The sequence below is a fragment of the Rouxiella sp. T17 genome (genome assembly GCF_036663475.1).
In the GTDB taxonomy this organism is placed as follows: Bacteria; Pseudomonadota; Gammaproteobacteria; order Enterobacterales; family Enterobacteriaceae; genus Rouxiella.
Genome location: NZ_JAWUEA010000028.1, coordinates 74,665 through 100,078, shown reverse-complemented (window position 1 = coordinate 100,078; position 25,414 = coordinate 74,665). Strand labels below are relative to the sequence as shown.

21 protein-coding genes are annotated in these 25,414 nt (G+C 48.7%); 9 read left to right on the top strand and 12 right to left on the bottom strand.

Annotated elements, in window-relative coordinates; genetic code table 11:
- Nucleotide 1: 1 nt before the first annotated feature.
- Entirely contained in the window at nt 2-979 is a 978-nt protein-coding gene (locus SC206_RS09555; RefSeq protein ID WP_332736541.1) for a succinylglutamate desuccinylase/aspartoacylase domain-containing protein, read from the top strand.
- Nucleotides 980-1,071: 92 nt separating this feature from the next.
- Here SC206_RS09555 and SC206_RS09550 read toward each other — a convergent pair whose 3' ends face one another.
- A complete protein-coding gene (locus SC206_RS09550; RefSeq protein WP_332736539.1) occupies nt 1,072-3,354 on the bottom strand; it encodes an FdhF/YdeP family oxidoreductase in 2,283 nt (760 codons plus the stop codon).
- A 358-nt stretch (nt 3,355-3,712) separates the two neighbouring features.
- On the opposite strand from SC206_RS09550, the gene SC206_RS09545 reads away from it, so the two are divergent.
- Nucleotides 3,713-4,435, top strand: coding sequence for a hypothetical protein (locus SC206_RS09545; protein WP_332736537.1), 723 nt, complete (start codon nt 3,713-3,715; stop codon nt 4,433-4,435).
- A gap of 120 nt (nt 4,436-4,555) precedes the next feature.
- Here the strand turns inward: SC206_RS09545 and SC206_RS09540 are convergent, their stop codons facing one another.
- The 4 genes from SC206_RS09540 to SC206_RS09525 form a co-directional block, all read right to left on the bottom strand.
- Nucleotides 4,556-6,028, bottom strand: coding sequence for a pyridoxal phosphate-dependent decarboxylase family protein (locus SC206_RS09540; RefSeq protein WP_332736535.1), 1,473 nt, complete (start codon nt 6,026-6,028; stop codon nt 4,556-4,558).
- Nucleotides 6,029-6,045: 17 nt separating this feature from the next.
- Nucleotides 6,046-7,431 carry a diaminobutyrate--2-oxoglutarate transaminase gene (locus SC206_RS09535; RefSeq protein WP_332736533.1) on the bottom strand — a complete coding sequence of 462 codons (1,386 nt, stop codon included), beginning with the start codon at nt 7,429-7,431 and terminating at the stop codon, nt 6,046-6,048.
- Nucleotides 7,432-7,933: 502 nt separating this feature from the next.
- A complete protein-coding gene (locus SC206_RS09530; protein ID WP_332736531.1) occupies nt 7,934-8,695 on the bottom strand; it encodes a glycosyltransferase family 2 protein in 762 nt (253 codons plus the stop codon).
- Nucleotides 8,696-8,932: 237 nt separating this feature from the next.
- The gene (locus SC206_RS09525; protein WP_332736529.1) at nt 8,933-9,733 is read right to left on the bottom strand and encodes a MetQ/NlpA family ABC transporter substrate-binding protein; all 801 of its coding nucleotides are present in this window, start codon (nt 9,731-9,733) and stop codon (nt 8,933-8,935) included.
- Nucleotides 9,734-10,000: 267 nt separating this feature from the next.
- Here SC206_RS09525 and SC206_RS09520 point away from each other — a divergent pair, with 267 nt between their 5' ends.
- Nucleotides 10,001-10,783 carry a DUF3750 domain-containing protein gene (locus SC206_RS09520; protein ID WP_332736527.1) on the top strand — a complete coding sequence of 261 codons (783 nt, stop codon included), beginning with the start codon at nt 10,001-10,003 and terminating at the stop codon, nt 10,781-10,783.
- Between the two features lie 93 nt (nt 10,784-10,876).
- Here SC206_RS09520 and SC206_RS09515 read toward each other — a convergent pair whose 3' ends face one another.
- Nucleotides 10,877-12,946, bottom strand: coding sequence for a glycosyl hydrolase family 18 protein (locus tag SC206_RS09515; RefSeq protein ID WP_332736525.1), 2,070 nt, complete (start codon nt 12,944-12,946; stop codon nt 10,877-10,879).
- 340 nt (nt 12,947-13,286) lie between these two features.
- On the opposite strand from SC206_RS09515, the gene SC206_RS09510 reads away from it, so the two are divergent.
- The gene (locus SC206_RS09510) at nt 13,287-13,559 is read left to right on the top strand and encodes a LysR family transcriptional regulator (protein WP_332736524.1); all 273 of its coding nucleotides are present in this window, start codon (nt 13,287-13,289) and stop codon (nt 13,557-13,559) included.
- A gap of 359 nt (nt 13,560-13,918) precedes the next feature.
- Entirely contained in the window at nt 13,919-14,896 is a 978-nt protein-coding gene (locus SC206_RS09505) for a hypothetical protein (protein WP_332736522.1), read from the top strand.
- Between the two features lie 155 nt (nt 14,897-15,051).
- Here SC206_RS09505 and exaC read toward each other — a convergent pair whose 3' ends face one another.
- Complete coding sequence (gene exaC, locus SC206_RS09500) at nt 15,052-16,572, bottom strand: acetaldehyde dehydrogenase ExaC (RefSeq protein WP_332736520.1); 1,521 nt, start codon at nt 16,570-16,572, stop codon at nt 15,052-15,054.
- Nucleotides 16,573-16,887: 315 nt separating this feature from the next.
- On the opposite strand from exaC, the gene SC206_RS09495 reads away from it, so the two are divergent.
- The gene (locus SC206_RS09495; protein ID WP_332736519.1) at nt 16,888-18,642 is read left to right on the top strand and encodes a sigma-54-dependent Fis family transcriptional regulator; all 1,755 of its coding nucleotides are present in this window, start codon (nt 16,888-16,890) and stop codon (nt 18,640-18,642) included.
- Nucleotides 18,643-18,681: 39 nt separating this feature from the next.
- On the opposite strand, the gene SC206_RS09490 is transcribed toward SC206_RS09495, so the two are convergent.
- The 3 genes from SC206_RS09490 to SC206_RS09480 all read right to left on the bottom strand — a co-directional run bounded on the left by SC206_RS09490 (nt 18,682) and on the right by SC206_RS09480 (nt 21,492).
- A complete protein-coding gene (locus SC206_RS09490) occupies nt 18,682-19,566 on the bottom strand; it encodes a glyoxalase (RefSeq protein WP_332736518.1) in 885 nt (294 codons plus the stop codon).
- A gap of 166 nt (nt 19,567-19,732) precedes the next feature.
- Nucleotides 19,733-21,055, bottom strand: a complete 1,323-nt coding sequence (locus tag SC206_RS09485; RefSeq protein WP_332736517.1) for a PQQ-dependent sugar dehydrogenase — start codon at nt 21,053-21,055, stop codon at nt 19,733-19,735.
- 11 nt (nt 21,056-21,066) lie between these two features.
- On the bottom strand, nt 21,067-21,492 hold the full coding sequence (locus SC206_RS09480; RefSeq protein ID WP_332736516.1) for a DUF2231 domain-containing protein: 426 nt from the start codon (nt 21,490-21,492) through the stop codon (nt 21,067-21,069).
- Between the two features lie 206 nt (nt 21,493-21,698).
- On the opposite strand from SC206_RS09480, the gene SC206_RS09475 reads away from it, so the two are divergent.
- Complete coding sequence (locus tag SC206_RS09475) at nt 21,699-21,998, top strand: hypothetical protein (protein ID WP_332736514.1); 300 nt, start codon at nt 21,699-21,701, stop codon at nt 21,996-21,998.
- A 32-nt stretch (nt 21,999-22,030) separates the two neighbouring features.
- On the opposite strand, the gene SC206_RS09470 is transcribed toward SC206_RS09475, so the two are convergent.
- Nucleotides 22,031-23,134 carry an oxidoreductase gene (locus tag SC206_RS09470; RefSeq protein WP_332736512.1) on the bottom strand — a complete coding sequence of 368 codons (1,104 nt, stop codon included), beginning with the start codon at nt 23,132-23,134 and terminating at the stop codon, nt 22,031-22,033.
- Nucleotides 23,135-23,313: 179 nt separating this feature from the next.
- Here SC206_RS09470 and yqfB point away from each other — a divergent pair, with 179 nt between their 5' ends.
- Entirely contained in the window at nt 23,314-23,619 is a 306-nt protein-coding gene (yqfB, locus tag SC206_RS09465) for a N(4)-acetylcytidine aminohydrolase (RefSeq protein WP_332736510.1), read from the top strand.
- A 33-nt stretch (nt 23,620-23,652) separates the two neighbouring features.
- On the opposite strand, the gene SC206_RS09460 is transcribed toward yqfB, so the two are convergent.
- A complete protein-coding gene (locus SC206_RS09460) occupies nt 23,653-24,294 on the bottom strand; it encodes an HD domain-containing protein (RefSeq protein ID WP_332736508.1) in 642 nt (213 codons plus the stop codon).
- A 137-nt stretch (nt 24,295-24,431) separates the two neighbouring features.
- Between SC206_RS09460 and SC206_RS09455 the strand changes: the two genes are divergently transcribed.
- Nucleotides 24,432-25,397 carry a GlxA family transcriptional regulator gene (locus tag SC206_RS09455; protein WP_332736506.1) on the top strand — a complete coding sequence of 322 codons (966 nt, stop codon included), beginning with the start codon at nt 24,432-24,434 and terminating at the stop codon, nt 25,395-25,397.
- Nucleotides 25,398-25,414: the final 17 nt, after the last annotated feature.

Below are 25,414 nucleotides of genomic sequence, written 5' to 3'. Positions count from 1 at the left end.
GATGGCTAACACTTTTGATATTAATAAAGCGGGCAAACATTTCTTTGATTTATCGACGATTGCCGGCGAAATTTCGGGAAAAGGGATCAATGTTCAAAGCGATTTCTTATGTTGCATCAACAATGGCGCAGGCCCGACGGTGCTGCTGTGCGCGGGAATTCACGGCGATGAATACGAGCCGCAAACCGTGCTGCGTCATCTTGCCGAATCCCTTGAAACTGAGCAAATTACTGGCCGACTGATCATCATTCCGGCCATTAACTACCCGGCGGCGCAGAGCGGGGCGCGCGTTTCACCTGTCGACGGGCAAAATATGAATCGCGTTTTTCCGGGCAAAGCCGACGGCACGCCAACAGAGCGTTTAGCGGCTTTTATCACCCGTGAGGTTTTCCCGTCGACCGATTTACTGATTGACGCACACACGGGCGGCAATGACATCAACGTGGTGCCGATGATTTTCGGTTTTAGCTCAGAGAGTTGCAAGGTCAGCGACGCAGAATTAACAACCATTATGGAAGCCTGGGGCTACCGTTATGTGCAGCACGTAACGGGCGTCGACTCGACCATCTGTGGCGCGGCGTTGGCGGCGAATATCGCCTCGGTTGAAATTGAAGGCGGCGGCGGAGTGCTGCGTGCGGAAGAGTTGTCGACTATTCACGACGGAGTTTTACGCGCACTTACGGCGGCGGGCGTGCTGCAAACCCTCATCGAGCCACAGCCGTTTACCGGTCTGCATGTTAACGCCGGGCCTGAAGCTCAACTGCTTGCGCCACAGCAGGGCGTGATTGAACATCTGGTGAGTTTGGGTGACAGTGTCACACAGGGTGAGCCGGTTGCCTTGCTTTATCCTTTAAGTGGCAAGGCTGCCGCACCGCGGGAATTGGCCGCACCGGTTAGTGGCGTAGTGTTACGTCAGGCGCGGAGCGCTTATATGAAAGAGGGGCAATTAGTGATGAATCTGGGCGTGCTTATCTGCTAATGCTTATCGGCTAATGCTTAGCGGCTAATACTTATCAATAAAGGCTTAGCGCTAAACCTCACCTCCGTAATTACGGAGGTGAGGAGGCGGTATTAACTGGCGATAGCGTGTTTGATAACCCGAACCGGGGCCGATTTATAAGAAGGCGTGCCACTCTCCTTATCATAATAACTCAGCGGAATTAATACGTTAGCCTCAGGATAATAGGCACCGACAGAGCCGGGCGCAATGTCGTAAGCGACAACGGTGATATTTTCCAGTCGCAAATCACAGCCTTCAACTCGCGATTCAATATCGACCAAATCGCCGTGCTCCAGCCCTCGCTGCTCTAAATCGACATCATTCATAAACAAAATGTCGCGACGACCAAACACGCCGCGATAGCGATCGTCCATGCCATAAATCGTGGTGTTGTATTGATCATGGCTGCGCAACGTCACCATGCGCAGCACGTCATCGCCTTCCACCACCTGATCTTCATTAACGCCTTCGAAAACCGAGAACATCGCCTTGCCGGTTGGCGTCGGCCACTTTCGTTCGGTAGGCGGCAGCGGCATTCGAAAACCGTTTGGCTTATCGATTCGCGCATTGTAATCGTCGAATCCCGGAATGGTTTTCTCAATCAAATCGCGGATCAGACGATAATCGGCAACCAGCTCCATCCACGGCACTTTGGTTTCTGGAAGCGTAGCTTTGGCCATACGCCCGACGATATCAATTTCAGAAAGCAGCTGCTTTGAGGCGGGTTTTAATTTTCCGGAAGAGGCGTGAACCATCGACATCGAATCTTCTACCGTGATCGCCTGACGGCCGCTGGCTTGCAGATCCAATTCCGTACGACCCAAGCAGGGGAATACAAAATGTTCTTTGGCGACAAGCAAATGCGAAAGATTTAGCTTGGTGCCTACCTGAACACTCAGGTCGAGCGCCTTCATGGCTTTAAAGCTCTTTTCTGGGTCGGGCATGGCAACGGCAAAGTTACCGCCCACGCAGATAAGCGCTTTAGCCGTGCCCGCCACCATCGCTTCCATCGCTTTTACGGCGTCATGCCCGTGTTCTTTCGGTGGTTCAAAACCGAAAACCTGCTCAATTTTTTCCAGAAACGCGGCCGTTGGCTTCTCGGTAATGCCGACCGTGCGGTTTCCCTGCACGTTGGAATGTCCACGAAGCGGGCAAATTCCCGCGCCCGGCTTGCCAAAATTACCGCGCAACAGCAGCAGGTCGGCAATCAACCGCACGTTGGCGGTGCCTTTGTTATGTTGGGTAATGCCCATGCCGTAAGTAACAATCGTAGCGTTTGATTTGGCATAAAGCTCGGCGACCTGTTTAAGCTGATCACGGGTCAGGCCAGACTCTTTCTCGATGCCTTGCCACTCGGTGGTTTTCATATCCAGCGCGAGCAGGTCAAATCCTTGAGTGTGTTCAGCAATAAACGCGTTATCGAGCAGGTTGCCGGTTTCAGCATCCATTTCCAATAGGGCTTTCATTATCCCTTTGATGGCCGCCGCATCGCCGCCGGCTTTCACTTGAAAATAGGTCGAAGCAATATTGGTCGAACTGTAGGTCGCCATCTCCCTAACGTTTTGCGGATCGGCAAAACGTTCAAGCGCGCGTTCTTTCAACGGATTGAAAACGATAATCGGCACCTTGCGCCGCGCGGCTTCGTGAAGGGTGCCCATCATGCGCGGATGGTTAGTACCAGGATTGTGACCAATCGAAATAATCAGCTCGGTTTTGTCGAAATCTTCCAGCGAAACCGTGCCTTTGCCGATGCCGATAGACTGCGGCAGCCCGACGCTGGTCGCCTCGTGGCACATGTTGGAACAGTCGGGGAAATTGTTGGTGCCGAATTCGCGGGCAAACAGTTGGAACAGGTAAGCGGCTTCGTTTGATGTTCGGCCCGAAGTATAAAACTCGACGCTATCGGGTGAAGGCATGGCGCGCAATGCCTTGCCGATTCGTTCGAAAGCGTCAGGCCATTCGATAGGGCGCAGAGTATCGGTTTCGGCATCGTAACGCAGCGGATGGGTGATGCGTCCGTAATCTTCCAGTTCAAAATCGGATTTCTCGAGCAGGGAGGTCACGGTATTTTTTGCCAGAAACTCTGGCGTCAGGCGTTTGCTGGTCGCCTCCCAGGTAACCGCTTTGGCCCCGTTTTCGCAAAATTGGAAAGTGGAGTGCTGCTCTTTATCTGGCCACGCACAGCCGGGGCAGTCAAAACCGTCGGGTTGGTTGGTTCGCAGCAAAGTAGCAGGGGCAGTTAGCGTATCCATTTGATTACGAACGGCAATCGCCGTAGCTTTAAGCGCTCCCCAACCGCCTGCCGGACCGTCGTAGGGATGAATGCCGGGCACCGAGCGTCGTTTAGTGGTCATTGGAGACTCCTGATTTAATGAAACAAATACCTTAATAAAGATAAGTGTAATCACTCATTCAGAACTTGCCGGTTTGAGAGGGTGCAATATTGTAAGCGGATTTTGAATCGCATTTTTATAGTTACAACATTCAAAATTACTTAATAATCCCTTATACAAACCTTAGAGATAAAAACAATCAATAAAAGCTTCTTATAAAGCGTTAACCATAGATTTGATGAATAAAAGGGTGACCGAAAGAGGTGTTAGACCGCGTTGAAATTTGCCAGGACAATAAATATTGGCTAGCTTTAATTAAGATTTACTTATGTATTAGTCGTTAAAGCTTTTCAATGTCAAATATGTGGAGATTTATCCTATGCCTGCATTCAAATTGTACTATAAAACTCATTATCAATCCGAAGCGAGCTTTGAGGGAACGATTGAACCTGATGGCGCTACGGGCTATAAATTTTCTGGAAAACTGACCGCTCACTGCCCATTGAACCGTTCAGGGGAAAGTTTTAGCAATACGGTGCGCCTAGGTCATGGCGGTTATTCGGATGAATTTACTTATCAGGAATTCACACTCGAGGGTGGAAGCGATAATACTTTTAACGTCGAAGGGAAAGGCAGAAGAGTATCAAATGAAGAGGTGGATTTTCGGTTGGGGTTCAATGAAGGTCTAAGTGGTCAATATGACTATTGCGACAAGATAACGGTTGAGGCGGGCGGCCCATGGCAAGCGCTGAAACCGACTTATATCACAGAAGACTGTTTCGAAAACACCAAGTATGACGTTCGCCTTGAAGGCAGAGTGCGCGCAGATGGCCCTACAGGTTTTGTTTTTGAAGGTGAGTTATCAGCTTATTCAATGGCCGGGGCATTAACGACGCAACGCGCGACGTGTGGTTATAAAACTTCTAGCGGAAGCTGGGAATATAAAACCTACGACTGTGAGGCTACTCCAGAATCATTCAAAGTTGTAGGTCGTCGTAAGGCAGGCGAAAAATTCCATGTCTGCGTTGGTGCAACAAGTGGGGTAGCGAATATTTACGGCTACAGCGGTGAACTCAGCACCGAATTGCCGGAGAAGTTCTAAAATGCTTAATACGTTTTGATACGTTTAATAAGTTCTAACGCACTTAAAAAGAAAAAGCCGATAACGGTGAGGTTATCGGCTTTCAAACGCTATCTAAGAAAACGTATTTTCAAATGAAAATTACGCGTTCAGCAGCTGTTTTGCGGTGGTATCGACCAGCGCCAGCAGAACTTTGATATCTTCCAGCGTGACCGTTGGGTTCAGCAGAGTCAGCTTCAGGCAGGTTACACCGTTGTGCTCTGTCACGCCTACGTTAGCGCGGCCAGAATCCAGCAGGGCATCGCCGATACGCTGGTTAAACAGCGCAATTGCTGCGTCACCGCTGGTTGCCATCGCTTCTGGACGATAACGGAACAGCACGCTCGCCAGCTGTGGCTTCATCACCAACTCAAGCTCTGGCTGTTCGATAACGTACTGTGCAACGTCCTGCGCCAAAGTGACACCGTGATCGATAATCTCGGCATACTGCTTCTGACCCAGCGCTTCCAGACCCATCCACAGTTTCAATGCATCGAAACGACGAGTGGTTTGCAGCGATTTAGAGACCAGATTCGGCACGCCCTGAGCTTCGTCAAATTCTGAGTTCAGGTACGCCGCCTGATAGCGCATCAGCTCGTAGTGACGGGCTTCTTTCAGCAAGAATGCGCCACAGCTGATGGTCTGGAAGAACTGCTTATGGAAGTCCAGAGTGATGGAATCCACGAGCTCGATGCCGTCCAGATAGTCACGATATTTTTCAGACAGCAGAAGGGCGCCGCCCCATGCTGCGTCAACGTGCATCCAGATGTCATGCTTCGCCGCCAGACCTGCGATTGCGCGCAGTGGGTCGATAGCGCCGGCATCGGTAGTACCCGCCGTCGCAACGATAGCCAGAATCTGTTCGCCGTTCGCCTGTGCCTGCTCGATTTTCGCGGTCAGATCGTTAAGATCCATACGCGAGAATTCGTCAGTTTTAACCAGAGTGACGGACTGATAACCCAAACCAAGCAGCGCCATGTTCTTCTGCACGGAGAAGTGTGCATGTTCAGAACAGAATACTTTGATTTTCTTGAGATTACCGGTCAAACCATCCTGCTGAACTGAGTGACCCTGGCGCGCAAAGAATGCGTCACGCGCCAACATCAGACCCATCAGATTGCTCTGCGTGCCGCCACTGGTGAATACGCCAGCGTCGCCAGGCTGATAGCCAACCTGAGTACGCAGCCATTCGATCAGTTTCATTTCGATAATGGTCGCGGACGGGCTTTGGTCCCAGGAGTCCATGCTCTGGTTGGTCGCATTGATCAGCACTTCCGCTGCCTGGCTAACAACCAGGCTTGGGCAGTGCAGGTGCGCCACACACTGAGGGTGGTGAACTGACAGGCTATCTTTTAAAAAGTACTCAATTGCACGCTCAATCGCAGCCTGGTTGCCCAGGCCTTGAGGATTGAAATCCAGCGTGATGCGTTCACGCAGTTCTGCAACGGATTTTCCCTGATACATTTCAGGCTGTTGCAGCCACTGCACGACGGCCTGGCTACTCTGAGCGATAGCTTGCTTGTAGGCTTCAGTGCTTTGCGCAGAAGCGGCCAGGATCGGGTTCAACTTAGACATCACGAAACTCACTTCACTTAAAGAGGTTTAATGCCAGCACACAGCAGGGCGTTTTCGAATTTATCCAGGAAGATTTCCAATTCAGCATTGGTAATCAACAGGGAAGGCAGCAGACGCAACACCGCGCCATGACGGCCGCCGCGCTCGAGAATCAGCCCGTTTTCGAAACATTTTTTCTGCAGCAGAGCAGAAAGCGCGCCGTCGGCAGGGTATGAACCCATGTGATCCGGAGCTTCGTTTGGTTTAACAATCTCGATACCGAGCATCAGACCCAAGCCGCGCACGTTGCCCAGCACTGGGTAGCGTTTTTGCATCTCGGCCAGTTTGCCTTTCAGCCATTCACCCTGAGCAGCAACTTTCTCTGGAATGTTGTTGTCTTTCAGGTGTTGCAGAGTGGTCAAACCGGTAGCCATCGCCAGCTGGTTGCCGCGGAAGGTGCCAGTGTGGTGACCTGGTTCCCACGCATCGAACTGTTTTTTGATACCCAATACGGCCAACGGCAAACCGCCGCCCACTGCTTTGGACATCACGATAATGTCTGGCTCGATGCCAGCGTGTTCGAAGGCGAACAGCTTGCCGGTACGGCCAAAGCCAGCCTGAACTTCATCGATGATCAGCAGAATGCCGTGTTCCTGAGTCACTTTACGGATGCGCTGCAACCATTCGACCGGAGCCGGGTTCACGCCGCCTTCGCCCTGAACGGCTTCAAGAATAACGGCCGCAGGTTTGCGCACGCCACTTTCGACATCGTTGATCAGGTTTTCGAAGTAGTAAGTCAGTGCTTTCACGCCCGCGTCACCGCCAATGCCCAGCGGGCAGCGGTACAGGTGCGGATAAGGCATAAACTGGACTTCTGGCATCATGCCGTTTACGGCTTCTTTCGGTGACAGGTTACCCGTTACCGCCAGCGCGCCGTGGGTCATACCGTGGTAACCGCCGGAGAAGCTGATTACGCTGGTACGGCCGGTATATTTTTTAGCCAGCTTAAGTGCGGCTTCAACTGCGTCAGCACCGGAAGGGCCGGTGAACTGCAGGCAATACTCTTTACCCTGACCTGGCAGAATTGACAGCAGGTAATCAGAGAACTTATCTTTCAACGGCGTTGTCAGATCAAGCGTATGTAACGGCAAGCCGCTAGTAATGACATTTTGGATGCTTTGCAGTATGTCAGGGTGATTATGTCCAAGCGCAAGCGTACCCGCACCGGCCAGGCAGTCAAGATATTGATTATTCTCAACGTCGGTGATCCACACGCCTAAAGCTTTCGCGATCGCGAACGGCAACTTGCGTGGATAACTCCTAACATTCGATTCAAATTCAGCTTGTCTCGCCAAATAGGTTTCATTGTTTTGGTTTAATGAATTAGCACCTAAAGTATCAATACGGACTTTATCCGTCATCATATCTCTCCTACAACCGAGGTTTTTACAAACATCACGGTTGAATAAATGAATTAAAAAGGTAACTGCTGTTGTTAAAGCGCGGCCAATATAGGGCTTTTTGACCCATGACTCAATCAATAATTTTGTGTATAGATGTTTACGCTTTTCCATTGGTAATCAATAGGTAGTTGATTAAATGGGCATTAACTCAAATTGAGTTGCCCTACGTGATTTCTGCTGACCAAGAGGGGCAAAAGAATTTCAGATTTCACGTAGCGCGATCAGTTTAGTTCAAAAAACGCGCGATATGAGGGGTTATTTTCTAATCGTTAGGTAAAGGTTTGTTGAACGAAGAGGTTCAAGTGCGCAACTGTTGTACAATCAGGGTGTTAACAGAGGGTAAATAGGGGGTTAAGAGAGGAAAAATATTATCCGCCAGCGTTAACTGGCGGCGAGATGCTCAAAGAATCGTTTAGCGATTTGCGAGGAGCGTTATCTTACGCGTGAAGGCTTTCAACAAACTTTAGCGATGGTTTTTATATTCATCCGACAGGTAGGTAATGCCAGCGGTTTCATATTTTTCGATGTCGCGGTCGAGCGAACCATACTGTTTGGCATAGTAAGGGCCAACGGCGTGGAAACATTTAACGTCTTTAATCACGCCAGATTTTTTGCCGAGCCTTCTGAAGTAGCGAGAGATAACCGCGTCTTCGCCATTGTTGAAGCCCAGCTTAGTGAACTTCTCAAAGATAAACGAAATGATACGATAATCTTTTCTTCGAAAACCGGCACACCATCCGCCGGTAGGACCAATCTGCACGGTAAGCCCATCGACTGAAAAATCGTGATACTGATCTTCTGGCGGTTTAGCGCCGTTGGTGTGTTCATTTTTGACCACATCAAGGCAAAGGAAACCGAATTTTTTGAAGGTGTTGAGATATTTTACAAACACATCGTCGACAGCATCGGGGAATTCGAGCACGTCATCATCAACCTCGATGATATAGTCACCCTTGGCCATCGGCATCAGCTGCTTATAAGCATTGAGTCCAAGGTTTGTGGCATTATTAACCACTCTGATTGTGATACTGTCCTGATATTTTTCCTTAAAGGCTGCCAGTATGCTTGGGGTATTATCGGTCGATGCATTATTGAAAATAATGATTTCCGACTGCTTCTTGTCATTGATTGAGCGATATAACGCTTCTAGACAAACAGGAAGCATCGCTCCTCGATTCCATGTCAAAATAACAAAGGATGTTCTCATAGTAATCTCGTCAGTCATTTACATTTGCTGTAAGTAAACTTACAAAAGTTTCTGGATACTAACATGCAAAAATCAGACGTGGCTATGAGATTAATGTGACTCTAGGATTAATGCGACTCTAGGATTAATGCGACTCTAGGATTTATGCGAACCTAGGATTAATAGTACGTTGAGATTGATAAGGTTCCAAGACTACTCGTCGCTATAACTAATCCGACAGCGTTCACTGCCGGATTAAGAATTATTGGGTAGGGCTTACCAGGCTGGAATAGCGTCGCCTTTATAAACTTCTTTGGCTTTTTCTGCGACGGCCGGATTTTTAAACGCTTCCGTCAACTCTTGCAGCTTCTTGCTGTCTTTATCATCTTCGCGGGCAACCAGCGCATTCACATACGGAGATGCCGCGTCTTCCATGAATAGACCATCGCGCGAAGCGGACAGGCCAACCTGTGAAGAGAAGTTAGTGTTGATGATAGAGAGCGTAACGTTAGGATCATCAAGCGTGCGCGTCAATTGCGGGGTATCTACTTGAACCAGCTTAAGATTTTTTGGATTCTCGGTGACGTCAAGTGTAGTAGGCAGATAGCCGACACCGTCTTTCAACTTGATAAGACCTTGAGCTTGTAACAGCAGAAGGCTGCGGCCAAGGGTGGTCGCTTCGTTGGAAATAGTAATCGTCGCGCCTTCTGGCAGATCTTTGATGTTTTTGATTTTCTTGGAATAGGCTGCAATCGGGAAAATAAAGGTTTTGGTTAGAATCGCAAAGTGATAACCGCGCTCTTTAGACTGCGCTTCGAGATAAGGCAGACTTTGGAATGCGTTGGCATCAACATCTTTGCTGTTCAAGGATTCATTCGGCAGAACATAATCATTGAAAGAGACGACATCAACGTCCAGATTATATTTATCTTTGGCCACTTTCTGTACCACTTGCCAAATAGCCTGATCAGGACCGGTATTAATGGCGACTTTTACTTTGTTATCGTCAGCCTGTTTGCAGGCGGAGAGCATAACGACGGAGGTAGCGATGAGCGCGGATAACAGCAATTTCTTCATGAATACGTATCTCTTATATTTGAAACATGCTTATTCGAAACATGCTTTTTTGAAATATAGTCAAATAATGTGCAGCGAGAATACTATACAGAGATTCCTATAGTCTTATCCATTGATATCTAGTGAAATATGTTCATTTTAACTGCGCAATTTACCGCCAGTGGGCGTTTGTTTCATAAGCACTTTATATGGCTATTTCGTTAACTTGCTACAGCCCTTTTTTTATCCTAGGGTTTAAAGACATTCTAAGGAATATGTGAAAAATCTATGACTTATCTTAAATGGTTTGGCCTATGTTACCTGTGTATTTTATTGCTCTCCTTTGGTTACAGTTATGCCAAAGCTTCTCAAACCAAAGATGAACCGATAAGCCATAATTGGTCGACCACTCGTCGTGATTCTGCCTCGTTAGCGCCCGATCCTGTAAAGCTGCGCGACACGGCGATTGTCGAAATTTATACCGCGCCTACCTACGGCTGGCGTGGACTGTTTGCGGTGCATCCGTGGATTATTTTCAAACGAGCCGGAGAAACATCGTATACCCGTTACGACGTAATTGGTTGGGGAAGGGATGACGTGGTGCGTCAAAACTATGCCATTCCCGACGGTTACTGGTTTGGCTCAAAGCCTAGAATTCTGGTTGATCATAGAGGTGCGGCCGCCGAAGCGATGATCCCGAAAATTGAAGCAGCGATTAAAAGCTATCCGTTCCCACATTCTTACCATGCCTGGCCAGGACCTAACAGCAACACCTTTATGGCGCACATTGGCCGCGAAGTGCCTGAACTTAAACTTGATTTGCCGTCGAACGCTATTGGCAAAGACTATCGTCCATTGAGTCATCCGGTGGGTTTGCCGCCGTCAGGGAAGGGGGTTCAAGTTTCTGCGCTGGGAATTTTAGGCGTGACGGTCGGTTCGCAGGAGGGCTTTGAATTCAACGTGCTGGGGCTTAATCTTGGTATCGATTTCAAACATCCGGCGCTGCGTTTGCCGTTTATCGGACGCGTTGGTTTTGACAGCCAAAATGGTGTCGCGGTTAAAGATATCTAGGCCGCGTTAAGCATGGAGTGGCAGCAATATAAACGTGAAACCCGGCGCAGATGGCCGGGTTTCTTTTATGCGTCTAGATTTTCAATTCTCTTTTTAAGCAATCGGCTGCCATAAAGTGAAAGCAACACCGGGTGCCCAGCCTGAATTAGACGTATGTGGATTTATACAAAGATAAGTTACGCCGCCAAACGAAACTTTATTACCTTTGCTATAAACATGGCTTTTTTCGTCCCAAGCCGAGCAATTGCCATTAGGTTTAGTATCGGTATTATCAATAGGCTTTTCATTGACAGGTTTTTCATCAATTGGCTTTTCATCAACAGTAATGTTGTCCATGGAATTTACGACATTGAGAACATAATAGGGGTTGTGTCGTGCAAAGTTTTGCCTATCTTCAACATTCAATTGGAAGGTTAATTGAGTAGGTACAGTAACCTTAGGCACTTTTATTTCGATTGTGTGTGTTGATCTTTCTGTTGTAACAATGCCTTGTGGTTTAATCCATTGGTAAGTTAATCCCGCACCTTCATAGCCTTTTGCAGTGAGTTGAATGGAAGCACCTCCTACTACGGTTAATTCGATAGTGCCTTTTACGAAAGGGTTGATGACTTCATTAACAGGTTTGGTTTCATCAACTGGCTTAATCGCATCCTTAACAACATTAATCCCTTCAAAATAGAAAGGCTGCATATCAATAACTTCACTTTCTATTTCATAACCCAAACCTTCGCGGGCAGCATTAATCAGAACGCCGTTATCCTGATCGATAGTCCAGGTAAATACGCCACCCAGATTATGTTTAGCGGCATATTCACCCTTGGCTTTGACCGTGCGAGGGGTATCAATCGACATAAAGAACTTACTACCTTTATTATAAAGGTAGTCGGCATCAGCAACTTGGTCGGTATAAACATCAAAGCCGTTACGGCCGCACTGATTTTCCAGATCTAGATAATTATAAATAATATCGGCCCAAACTGAGGTGCCTGATTCAAGAGTACCCGTGGTTTTTTTGTCAGCTACAGGTTTATAGGTGCCTTTCAACGGTGACAACGTCTCGATTTCGGCATTTTGAGCATTGCGCGAATAACCGGCATAACCAATATTAATATTCTCGGAAGCAACGCCTTGTTCAATCAAATATTGAATAACGGTATCTACTGCATCACCGTCAAGTTCAGAAGGTAACAGATTAGTATGATGCGCTAATTTGGTGGCCCAAGGCGTCCCGAAGTAGTCGTAGGTCATGAGATTGATACCATGCAAACCAGCATGAATTAATTCTTTAATTTTACTATGCTGAATTTTAGAAATAACAGCGGAAGCGGCAATGCTGATTTTGATGTGAGCAATATTCGCTGCAACAAATTGTCCCTGCAACTCTCTAATTAACGCTACATAATTATCGCCATCTTCAGGACCAAACGGATTATTATTACCTTTATCACCCGGGTATTCCCAATCTATATCAAGTTCACTAAACATCGGAAATTGCTTGAAGAGCTTAACTACGCCTAAAGCAAAAGTAGTGCGGCCAGTAGGTGTTTTTGCCAGTTCGTGGAAAGCATGACTCATGGTCCAGCCGCCAATACTCATCGAAAGTACCAGCTCGTGACCTACAGTTTTGGCTTTCTGTTGGAGATCACGCAGCCCGCCAAGCACGCCTTTTGAGTTCTCCTGGGTTACAGTAGCAACATCGATTTCACCGCCTCCTGCCGCTAAACCGCAATTGCGATAAGACTGGAAATCACCCCAGGGATCAAGGAAAGTCGGTTCATGCAGTACCTTATTTTGTTGGGCGGCAGCTTTGGCAATGACGGCCGCTTTTTCACCTTGGTCACCCACAATTCCAATAAAGCCAAAAATGATTTTATCAAAAGCGGTAGCGGGGAGGTTGGCTAAATCGTAGCCTGCGCCACAGTCATCTTCGCCGAATTTATCCTCCAATCTTCCGTCATATTGTGACCAGTCAGTGTAGTAACCAAATACCTTAGTTTTGGCTGAGCCTTTTTTATACTTGTTATAAACCGGTTTCATCACACGAGCCGAAGTATAACTATATTTTTCTGTTTCTGTCTTGGGATGGAAGGAGTTAATGGCGTAGGTTGTTTCTGTTAGGTCATCTTTCTTTATAATTTTGCTGTTTAACGTTTTGTCGTTCATTGAATAGTATCTCTTAGTGTATTTGAATTTCTAATGGCGATAGCCAGCGGCATTAAGCATTTTCCCTGCTGGCTTAAACGCTACGCCGGATACTTGAGTGCGTATATTTCAATTTTTGGAACGCCAGCGTTAAATTGATCTGGCAATCAAGCCCGGAATAATATTAAGAGACCAGGAGGGCAATCATTTTTCTCAGTAGAAAACTTCTACGGATAATATTTATCACATTCAGGTTATTAACATTCTTGGCCTCGAATTTCGCGCGCTAAAAAGTGAGTATGACTGCGAAGAATAATAATTTTCACAGGCTCACATACTGTGTCAGAAAGAGGTGTCGTTAATGATCAGTAAAAGACTCAGCTCGTTTATAGTCACGGTTGAAGAAGGCACGCTGTCAAAAGCGGCGGCAAAGTTATTTACCACAGCGCCGCCATTAAGTCGGCAGATAAAGCTGCTGGAAGATGAAGTGGGTTTTAGTTTGTTTACGCGGAGTCACGCCGGGATGAAACTGACCAGACAGGGAGTTATTTTTTACGAGCAAATCATTCAGGCCTACAATCTATTGTCGAGCTATGCGTTGAAGGGCAAAACCTCCAATCGCCTTGAACGATGAAACAACAGCGCAAGGCTGGGTAGGGAACGGATAAAACGGCTAGGTGTAATAGAATCGTCTCAACCAACTATCAAGATCCCATTTAACATAATATACATTATGCGCACCTAGGTAACGCTACGTGGATTCTGTACTATTGAGCTTCGTTCTCGGGTTCATAAAGATCCTCATATCCCGACCTTTTTTAGCCATCCTGTTCTCAGCTGCTACAGTTATAAGACGACCTTTTTTTGGAGCCGTTTCTAATGCCTGATTGTTTTACTCGTCGAAAGTTTTTGCAACTCTCTTCTCTAACTGCCGCATCGATGCTCGTACCTTCCGTTTATGCCCAAACCTCCGCGCCCAAAGGTGAACCTCATATGTCTCAAGCTGCTATCAGTTCGTCTGCCACCGCCGTGCCGTTATCACAAGCCAACGCTATCGCCGTGGTACAAAAAGAGATTTGCAGTCTTGGCGTCTACAGTCTTGCCGACGGAAAAAGTCTGGCGCAACTTCCGCTGCCCGAGCAAAGTCACGAGCTGGTCATTACTGCGGATAACCGTCATGCTTTCATTGCACAATACGGCGTAAAAAAATGGCTGGCACCCGGCGTTGGTGGCAATGTTATAACTGTTGTTGATATGCAGCAGTTAAAGGTGATCAACACCATCGACTTAACTCCCTATCATCGCCTGCACGGAATTCGACTGGATGATAAAGGTCGCCTGTTTGTGCTGAGTGAAACCAGCTCGGTGCTTATTCGCTTCGACGATCCGGTTAACAACGATGAGCCAGATGCCATCATTCCCGTCAACGGTGCGCGCAGCCATTACTTTGTGCTAAACAAAGCCGGCGATCGCGCCTGGGTTTCTGATACTTTGAGCGGCATGGCCATTTCGGTCAATACTGAAGATCCGACCCAGCCTGTACATAAAGTGTTGAATGGCAAAGGCCCCGAAGGCTGCTGTTTAAGCCCTGACGAGAAGCGTTTCTATATTATTAATCGCTACGGCAACGCGATTAAAGCTTATGAAGCGACATCGATGAAATTGCTGCATCAGGCTGTAACGCAAGGAGAAAGCGTTCGCGTCGTCGCGCTTAAAAACGGCAATTTGGTCGTTGCTAACTCAGCGCGTAAAAGCCTGCTGATTTACAGCCCGGAACTCAAATTTATCAAAGAAATTGCCTTATCGGCAGCCCCGACGGCTATCACCTTGACCGATAATGATGAACGGGTCATCACATCTACCGAAGATAACAAGCTGACGTGGGTCGATATCGGACAGGGAAAATTGCTTAACATCATAAACACCGACAAAGGCGCCGATGCTTCCGTACTGTTCAATCATGCCGTGTAATATACATTAAGTTTCTGATAGGTAAGTAAAAATAGAAATTTAAGGTAAAAAAATGAGGCCCCATTTGGAGCCTCATTATGTGATAAGCCTTGTAGCACGGCTTATCACCCTACTCTTTTCACCTTAACTTTTGACCCTAACTTTAACTACCAAGCTTAAAACAGGCCTAAGGGTTTGGTGTCGTAACTAACCAGCAAGTTTTTGATTTGCTGATACTGGCTCAGCGCCATTTTGTGAGTTTCACGGCCAACGCCGGATTTTTTATATCCACCAAACGCCGCATGAGCCGGATAAACGTGATAACAGTTGGTCCAAACGCGGCCCGCTTTAATGCTGCGACCCATGCGATACGCCAGATTTGTATCACGCGTCCATACGCCAGCGCCTAAGCCAAACTGCGTTTCGTTCGCAATTTCAAGGGCTTGTGCTTCATCTCTAAAGGTGGTGATGCCAATTACCGGCCCAAAAATTTCTTCCTGGAAGCAACGCATGTCGTTCTCGCCCTTGATTAACGTTGGCTGAATATAGAAGCCGTTATCAAGCTCAGGTTTTACCGATGCGCGCTCGCCGCCGACCAAAATCTTGCCACCTTCCTGTTTGGCGATATCAATGTACGACAGGATCTTGTCAAACTGTTGACGCGAAGCCTGCGCGCCGATCATGGTGTCGGTGTCCAACGGATCGCCACGGCGAATGGTCGCCACTTTGGCCATCACCCGTTCCATGAAAGATTCATAAATTGATTCGTGGATCAGCGCGCGTGACGGACAAGTACAGACCTCGCCCTGATTGAAGAATCCGAGCACCAAACCTTCTACTGCTTTTTCTACAAACTCTTCTTCCGCGTCCATCACATCGGCAAAGTAAATATTTGGCGACTTGCCGCCAAGCTCGACGGTACACGGAATAATATTTTCTGCGGCGCAGGCCATGATGTGGCGGCCAACCGGCGTCGATCCGGTGAAGGCAATTTTAGCGATGCGTTTGCTGGTCGCCAGTGCTTCACCCGCTTCTTTGCCATAACCTTGCACCACGTTCAGCACGCCCGCCGGGAAAATATCGCCAATTAGTTCGAGCAATAAGGTGATGCCTAACGGCGTTTGTTCAGCAGGTTTTAACACTACGCAGTTACCCGCCGCCAATGCGGGAGCAAGTTTCCAAGCCGCCATTAACAGTGGGAAGTTCCACGGAATGATTTGTCCTACTACGCCGAGAGGTTCATGGAAGTGATAAGCCACGGTTTTTTCATCAATTTCTGCGGCGCTGCCTTCCTGCGCGCGCAAACAACCGGCGAAATAACGGAAGTGATCGACGGCCAGCGGCAAATCGGCATTCAGTGTTTCACGCACGGGTTTACCGTTGTCCCAACTTTCGGCCACGGCCAGATATTCGAGATTAGCTTCAATGGTATCGGCGACTTTTAACAATAAATTCGAACGTTGCTGAACGCTGGTTTTGCCCCAGGAGTCAGCCACGCGATGCGCTGCGTCTAAAGCAGCATCAATATCTCGGCCATCGGAGCGCGGAAACTGTCCGATATCGCTGCCGTCAACTGGCGAGGTATTCATAAAATATTGGCCATTTAATGGCTCGATGAATTTGCCATCAATATAGTTGCCATAGGTCGCTTTGAGGGTAAACAAAGCGCCCGGTTTGCCGGGATGTGCGTATTGCATTGCAAACTCCTTATGTAGGGTCGATCTCGTAGGGACATTGGCCGTTCAGCTTCTCTTATTGGGCTAGATACGGGCTTCTGTAAAACTAATGCAGTGATAACTATCCAGTGATAACTAAATGCAGCATGCGTGCCACTCTTGATAGCACGGCGAAGATAATAAATTATTGTTCTATTTCATCAGGTTACAAGGTTGAAGCGAGTGAGGTTAATCCTCTGCGACATAAATTTCATTAACTGTGTTGCAAATCGCAACACCTCAAAATTCAAATCGCTACAATATTGAAACACTTTCGCTACAACTTTGAGGTGCCGTATGCGCGATACCCTTTTCAATCCTCTGCTGCATGATTCCTGGGGGCGCAGTGCGCGTTACGGTTTGGATCGTTTAACCAATGATTTCCCTTCGATTCGACAGAATGAGCTGGTCGACGTGCTGGCCAGCAATGCGGCGCTGCAACAGTTTGCACAACCTGCGGTAAAGGCTTTGGCTGAAAAAATCGCCGATAAACAGTCGGTTGTGATCCTGTCAGATGCCAGAGGCATGGTGCTCAATACCGTAGGTGACATGCAGGCGCTACAAAAAGCCGAGCGTTTTGCCCTCGCGCCCGGCAATCTGTGGAGCGAATGCGGACGCGGCACCAACGCCATTGGCACAGCGCTGGCAATCGATGACGGCTGCGAAATTCTTGGTCATCAACATTATTTGACCAGTAATCAGGGGCTTTACTGCGCCGCCATGACCTTGCAAGCCCCAAACGGCCAAGTTGCTGGCGTGCTGGATATTTCCGGTCCGGCCAATTTTTCGCATCCGCACACGCTGGAGTGGGTCAAAGACGCGGCCAAAAATATTGAATATCTCTGGATGAAACAGAGCCTGCATGCCGATCAGTGGCTGATGAATTTGCATCCGCAGATACAAGGGCTGGATAATCTCGACGAGTTACTGCTGATTTTCTCTGATAACGTACTCATGGCGGCTAACCGCGCGGCGATGCAAACGCTGTCAATTAACGCCGACAAGTTGTCAAAAATAACCTTCCAGGAGATTTTCCCAACGGGCGAGCAGGTTGAAAATAACGTTCCGCAAACCCTTTATTGTTATCGACAGCAACGGTTTTTCTATCGCCTTCGCGCGCCGGCACGGGTTATTTTCCCTGTTGCATCAACGCCCTCCTCGCCGCTTTGTCCCGCATTACGCGGCGACGTCGCTAAAATGATTAAGCTGCTCAATGCCGGAATCTCCTTGGGAATCAATGGTGAAACCGGAAGCGGCAAAGAGTACGTCAGCCGCGCCCTGCATCAGCAAAGCCGCTGGCGGCAAGGTAAATTTGTTGCCATTAACTGCGCGGCCATTCCAGAATCTTTGATTGAGTCTGAACTGTTTGGCTATCAGGCTGGGGCTTTTACGGGCGCGAGCAAAAACGGATACATCGGCAAAATCCGCGAAGCTGACGGTGGCGTGCTGTTCCTCGATGAAATTGGTGACATGCCTCTAGCATTGCAGACTCGCCTGCTGCGCGTGTTGCAAGAAAAAGAGGTCGCGCCGCTTGGGTCGAGCCACAGTTGGCCGGTGAATTTTGCCGTCATCAGCGCAACCCATCATGACCTTGGGCAGTTAGTGGCCGAAGGGCGTTTCCGAGAAGATTTAGTTTACCGGCTTCAGGAATTTTCCCTGACTATTCCGCCCCTGCGCGAATGGCCCGCGCTCTCCTCCTTTATTACCCAACTGTGGCAAGAGTTGGGTGGCGAGCGGCGAGGCATTTATTTGCATCACGCGTTGACGGAAACTCTCGCCGTGCATAGATGGCCAGGCAATGTTCGCCAGCTGCGCAGCTTGTTGAAAGTGCTGCTGGCGCTGGCCGACGACAATGAAATTTTGACCGTCGATAAGCTTCCCGTTCAGTATCAGCGTGTGGCCGATGAGGTCGTGCCCGTATTGCAGCAGCATGACGATCGATTAATTGCCGAAACGTTGAAGCGATTCAGAGGAAATATCAGCAAGACGGCTAAAGCCTTGGGCATTGCGCGCAGCACGCTGTATAGGCGCGCCGCGCGAGTAAAGGCTTAAAACTTAAAGAAAGGCTTTAACGCATAATACGAATTCAGCCTAAATCTGATGAATTTCAGCGATATAACCGCCGGGGAATTGCACCATCGCCAAATGTTTCGCCTCAGCCTGAGTGCTTTGCCAGAGAACTTTTGCGCCCGAGGACAACGCTTTGTCTAGCGTGGTGGTCAAGTCTTTGACGGCGTAACCGGTTTTTTCGAGGCCAAACGGATAATTAAGTTGCCCGTTGGTCACGAAGATTTGAGTTTTACCAAAGGTCGATTCAAGCTCAACCTCCCTCACCTGCTGTTTTTGGCCCATATAAGCGGCATCGATTTTGCGATCGCTAACCACATGTCCTTTTGAAAAACTGAGGAAACTTTTAATAAAATCGTCGACGCGATATTGTGAAATATAGAGCCTATTTTCGGGAGTGTTGGTCAGCGGGGTATATTTCGGTGCTGTCGTATGCCAATAAAGCTGGGTATTTACGCCGCCTGGCCATTGAATAACGGCGTCGCGACCAATAGGATCGTTGAAAGGCTCAACTAATACATCGGCACCCGCCTGTTTAGCTTGCGCAATGGCACTATCTAAATCCTTTACTAAAAATCCGTTACGTTCCTGACCAAACGGATAAGGCGCTGGCGTAGTGAAATCAAACACGGAAAATCCGCCCGCTGGCGTCAGAATCAACTGTGACCACGTCTGGCTTGGCGTTGGCGTAACGTCAACGTTAACGCGCTTAGTCACTGTTCCACCAAAGGTTTTTAAGATGCTATCTACAAAGGCATCCATCTTTCCTGGCTGGACATAAACATGGGTCGTATCATATTGCGCGCCTACGGCCACGGGCTGATTGTCGGCCCAAGAGGCAAATGGTGCAGCAATAAATAACATTGAGGAAAGAGTGAAGGCAGATATATGGCGGCGTTGACTATTCATTTGCAGACCCCTGTAGAATAAATAAGTTAAGTTGCGAACTGCGACTTTATTTATCCTATAGCATCGGCCTAATAATGATATTTCAATTTTTCATACAACATCAGCAATTATTTTGGGTAACTCTACCGGCTCTTTATATAAGAGCGCGGTAGAGAAAGATGAGACATTATTGGCTGTTTGCCGCCGTCACGCGCCAAATAGTATTGCCCGCGTCGTCGGCGATCAGCAGGCCGCCCTGTTTATCCATCGCTAAACCAACGGGTAAACCCCGCACCTCTTTCTGATCGTCGGTCAAGAAACCGGTGACCACAGGTTTAGGTTGTCCGACCGGTTTGCCATCCTTAAACGCGACGTAAACTACCTGATAACCATTGAGCGGTTTGCGGTTCCAGCTACCGTGTTCACTGACGAACGCGCCGCCGCGATATTCAGCCGGTAAATTGTTGCCGGTATAGAACAGCAAGCCTAAAGGGGCAACGTGCGAACTTAGCGCATAGTCTGGCTTAATGGCTTTTTCAACTAAATCAGGGCGTTGTGGACTGACACGTTCATCGACATGCTGGCCGTAATAGCTGTATGGCCAGCCGTAAAAACCGTGTTCCTGTACTGAAGTCATGTAATCGGGCACCAGATCGGCACCAATTTCATCACGTTCATTCACAATGGCCCAAAGTTTGCCACTTTGCGGCTCCCACTGCAGGCCCGTTGGATTACGCAACCCGCTGGCGAAAATACGGCTCGCCCCTGACGCGACGTCAACTTCAAGGATATCGGCGCGGCGATATTCAGCCTGAATGCCGTTTTCGGTAATGTTACTGTTTGAACCAATGCCGACATAAAGCTTGCTGCCGTCAGGGCTGGCGAGCAGGGATTTCGTCCAGTGATGGTTAATCGGTCCGCCCGGCAAATCGGCTAACTCCGTACCCGGATCGGTAATGTGCGTCGCGCCGGACTCATAGTGATAACGCATCAACCCGTCGGCGTTGGCGACATAAAGTTGGTCACCAATTAACTGTACGCCAAACGGCGAATGCAGATTTTCGAGGAAAATGTGTTTTTCCCACGTCTTGCCGTCGCCGCTGACATTTCTAAGCAGTGTAATGCGATTACCGCCCGGCCCCGCTTTCCCAGACGCTTTCTGCACCAGTCCCATAATCAATTCTTTGGGTTTACTGGTCACGCCCGGAGGACTGTTGGCTTCAACGACCAGCACGTCGCCATTGGGCAACACGGTAATCTGTCGCGGATGCATAAAACCATCGGCCATTTTTTCAATTTTCAGACCAGCCGCCACTTTCGGCGTTTCGCCCGTTTTCCACGGCGTGCCGCTCGGGACCTGCATTGGCGGCAGCAAGAAGTTCTGCGCCGGTGGCAATTTAGGGTCGCTACCCGTTTGTTGATCGGGAGAAATTTTTGCGGCGTTATCGCAGCCGGTAAGCAGCAGCGGCAGAGTCAACGCCAGCGCGGAGAGTGCATAAAATCTTTTCATTTGGCTTCTCCTTAAGCAGTGCGATCGCGCAGGGCGAGTTGCAGGTTGGCGATAAGCAGCAAAATCACCACGATCGTGGATAACGTCACGCCGGTTGGCACCACGGCAAACGCATCGCGGCTATGAATAAAGGCATTGAAGATAGAAATGATTATTGCCAGCAGGCTGAGCCAAAAATGCAGCTTTATTGGCGAGTTTTGCGCAAATGAAGTCCCCACCCAAACCTGCACCAGATTAATAACACGAGGAATAATGGCGATAATCAAGCCTAATACGATGAGCCAGCTCGCCGCTTGGGTCCAGGCTATTTCAGTACTAAAGATATAGATGATGTCGAATATCCAGGCCGCGGTAAAAAATCCGATGGGTAATGGGTCGAGCAGCGCCACAATACCAACGGCGACAGAAGAATTTCTCGGGGATCTTAGGGACGTCATTCACAGGCTCCTTATGAAAACGGGAAACAGAGCGCACCAAATCTTGAGGCCGCTCTCACAACACCTGTAAAATTTTAGTTAGTTTTATGAGTTTATGTGGCTGTTGGTGAGATAAAGTGACGATTAAATTCAGTTAAGCTAATCTGAACATTGCCTTTTATTGAGAAACAGATTATTTGTTAGGATTAATCCTAAGGAGGTAATCTATGATCTTGCGTGCTCGCTCCCTCTATTTAGCTGCTCTCTTCGCCCCGCTTTTATTCAGTCACAGCGCCTTAGCCAAAGGAAATTCCCCTTCGGATGATGCCGTAAAACAATCTATTATTGATGAGTCAATCGCCTCTTATCCCGGCACTTGCGCCTGCCCTTTTAATTCGGCAAGAAATGGCAGCAGTTGCGGCCAAAGAAGCGCGTGGAGCCGTGCCGGCGGATATTCCCCGACCTGCTACAAAAAAGAAGTCACTAAACAGCAGGTAAAAGATTGGCGAGAGTCTCACGGCGGATAAGACTCTCTTTACCCTAACGCTTATTTAGGCGATCAACGCACCTGCTTCTCGACATATTCCAGCGCGGCGCGCAGCGATGCGGCATTTGGATTATTCGGCAGCAGGTGAATAGATTCCGTGGCCTGTAAGGTGCGGGCAATAATACGGCTTATCTGCCCTTCGTCGTGAATATCGACCTCTAATTCAGCAAGACTGACCGGTAATTCCAGGCGTTGATAAAGCGCAATCAGCTGCGCCACCACGTCATATTGCTCGAGCAATGCGCTCTGCACTAAAATACCGTAGGCAACTTTTGTACCATGCAAAAAAGCGTCGGTGTGTGGCAGCGCGGTCAGTCCGTTATGCACGGAGTGTGCCGCCGCGATACGGGTAAAGCGTTCGCCAAGACCGCCCACCAGCCCGCCGCCTGCAATAATCGCGTCGATTACGTTAATCAGCGGTTTTGTCAGTTGCCCTTCTGCCTGCGCTTGTAACGCCGCCTCGCTTTGGTTCAACAGAACATCACGAATGGTCAGCGCCGTATTCAGGCCCAGCTGCGCGGTGAGAGGAATTTTTTCTGGCTCAGGTGATAACACCGCCGCTTCGTACCACTTCGCCAACGTATCACCAATGCCCGCCAGCAAATAAGCTTTCGGCGCCTGCTGAATGATGCGCGGCTCAACGACAACCAGATGATTGGCGTCGTCGAAAATTTCATAATGCAACGCGGTGCCTTCGTCGCTATACCAGACAGAAAGCGGCGTCCAGGCCGCGCAGGTAGCGGCAATAGTCGGAATCGCCACCACGTTTACACCTAACCGGCGAGCCACCACTTTTGCCGTATCTAATACCGCACCGCCACCAATTCCAATGACTACCTGACTATGTTCGGAGCTACTATTGTCGGCAGCGATAGCCACCAGCCTATTAACTTCAGTTTCACTGCAATGGGCATTAAAAAGCGCATGTTTCGCCGTTGGGCTAGTAAATTCAGCAGGCAGATAATCTTTAGCCGCCGCCAATGCGCGCTCGCCAAAAATCCACAGCGCGTGTTCCAACTGTTCGGCAGAATAGAAATCTTTAATTCGTTCGATAGCACCCGGGAAAGAGAAATAGTTTGCGGGGCCAGTTACCACGCGAATATTTGTGTCGCTCATCTTTTGTTCTATCCCTATTAGCTTTCAAGCTTTAATGAATACTTGGCTTTTATCAGTATTTACAGAATAGCCTTATCCTACATCTAGACGTCCAGATGGATAATAACTTTTTTGCATAACGATATTCTTTGCGGCTATCTTATTAGCCTATTCCGTTAATCCATTACTCAGAGCAAAAGATGAAAAAGATTACTTTTTACGGGCGATTTGCCGAAGATATTCTTTCAGGTCGAAAGACGATTACTTTGCGTGAGAAAAGTGATGCGGATTTTGAGGCGGGAGATAAGGTTGAGGTGTCAGGTTATGAGGATAACATTCCTTTCTGCCATATAGAGGTGTTGGAGGTGTCGCCAATCAGTTTTGATCGGTTGAACGACACGCACGCTCAACAGGAGAACATGACCTTGGAGCAGTTAAAGGCGGTGATCGCCGAGATTTACCCAGGGATCACCGAACTGTTTATGATTAGGTTTACGCTGCTTTAGCCGTTGCTGATGCCGACCTATTAAAATGTAGGTTTAGGCCGACCAATGCGAGTTTCGAATAATCGAACAGAAATTGCCTTTATCGAAACCGGGTTGCTTATCGGCAATAACGTCGGCTTTAACGTTTCCAAAAGTAGTCTGTGGCTTATCCTTAATACCGTGATAAAAGGCATTGATAATGTCTTCTTTAAACTGCGGCGTTCTCGGATGCGCACTCACTACCGCGTCGCGTAATTCTGGGCTATAACCCTCATAGTTAATCCCCAGCACGTCCATTTCCACGCCGGCCGTCACCAGCGCAATCACCGGATCCATAAATTCTGGAATGCCCGGCGTAGTATGCAGCGCAATGGCCGTCCACACTTTATCGATATCCGCCTGGGCAATGTGATGCTGCTGCATAAAGTCGCGCGCGGCGTTGGCGCCATCGACTTCAAAACGTTTATCACAGCTACAATGATCTTGAGTAAGCCCCATATCGTGGAACATACAGCCGATATAAAGCAGTTCGCTATCAACCACCAGCCCGCGCTGTTGCCCTGCCAGTGCTCCCCAGTAATAGACTCGCGAAGAGTGATTAAACAGCAACTCGCTTTCTGTATCGCGAACCAATTCCTGTGCTTCGCGGGCCATTTTACTGTCGGGAATTCGAATACCTTGAATGTTCAATGTCATGATCGGTGCTTCCTGAGGTCAGAGAGAAAGTGTCGTAGTGTGTGTGCAATCACAATAAAACAGCGCGCCAATGTCTTCAATCGTAGTAACATGACTAATTAAGACATTGCGACTCACTCGGACATAGGAACGATCAAATGATCAAAAGCGTGCAGATTTTGGCGATCCCGGGCGTGCAAATGCTGGATGTTTCAGGTCCACTCGACGTTTTTGCCGAAGTGAATCAGCTAATGGGCCGGCCTATTTATCAGCTTGAAGTATTAGCGCTCGACGAATTGAAAATTGTGACTTCGTCAGGTATTTGCCTGTTAGCAGAAACGCGGCTTTGCGAGAACTTGCCGAAAAATAGCGATACCTTTCTCATTGCCGGTTCTCCCGACATGGCCTCGTTTAATCCAACAGGCTCACAGCTCGAGGCAATTTCCCAACGTGCCAAGGTGAGCCGTCGTTATGGCTCCGTGTGTACCGGCGCATTGCTGCTCGCGGCAACCGGTCTGCTTGAGGGGCATCGCGTGACAACTCACTGGTCAATTGCTGAAACGCTGGCCGCCCGTTACCCAACTATTCAGGTCGATGCCGACGCAATTTATATTGCCGAGGGGCCGTTGCGTACAGCGGCGGGCGTAACGTCGGGGCTAGATCTCGCGCTAATGATGGTCGAGGAAGATTTAGGCCGCGAGGTGGCAATGTCTGTTGCCGCGCAGCTGGTGATGTTTTTCAAACGTCCGGGCGGGCAGATGCAGTTCAGCCGCGTAGGAAAAAGTTCGCTCTCAGGCCGTTCTGCGTTACAAGAATTGCTGCGTTGGGTCACCGCTAACCTGCACACTACGCTGTCGGTGCAGATAATGGCTGACCATGTCGGCATGAGTTCGCGTCATCTCACGAGAATGTTTAGCCAGGAGATTAACCAGACGCCGGGCGAATGGCTGGAACAGGCAAGAGTAAATCACGCAAGGCATCTGCTGGAATCTTCCGACCTTACGCCGAAACAGGTCGCCGCGCGCTGTGGCTATACCAGTATCGATATACTGCGGCGGGCTTTCATTCGACAATTGAAAGTAAGTCCCGCGCAATACCGGAGTCGTTTTAGAGTAAAGGTGTAGCCTTTATATATGAAAGC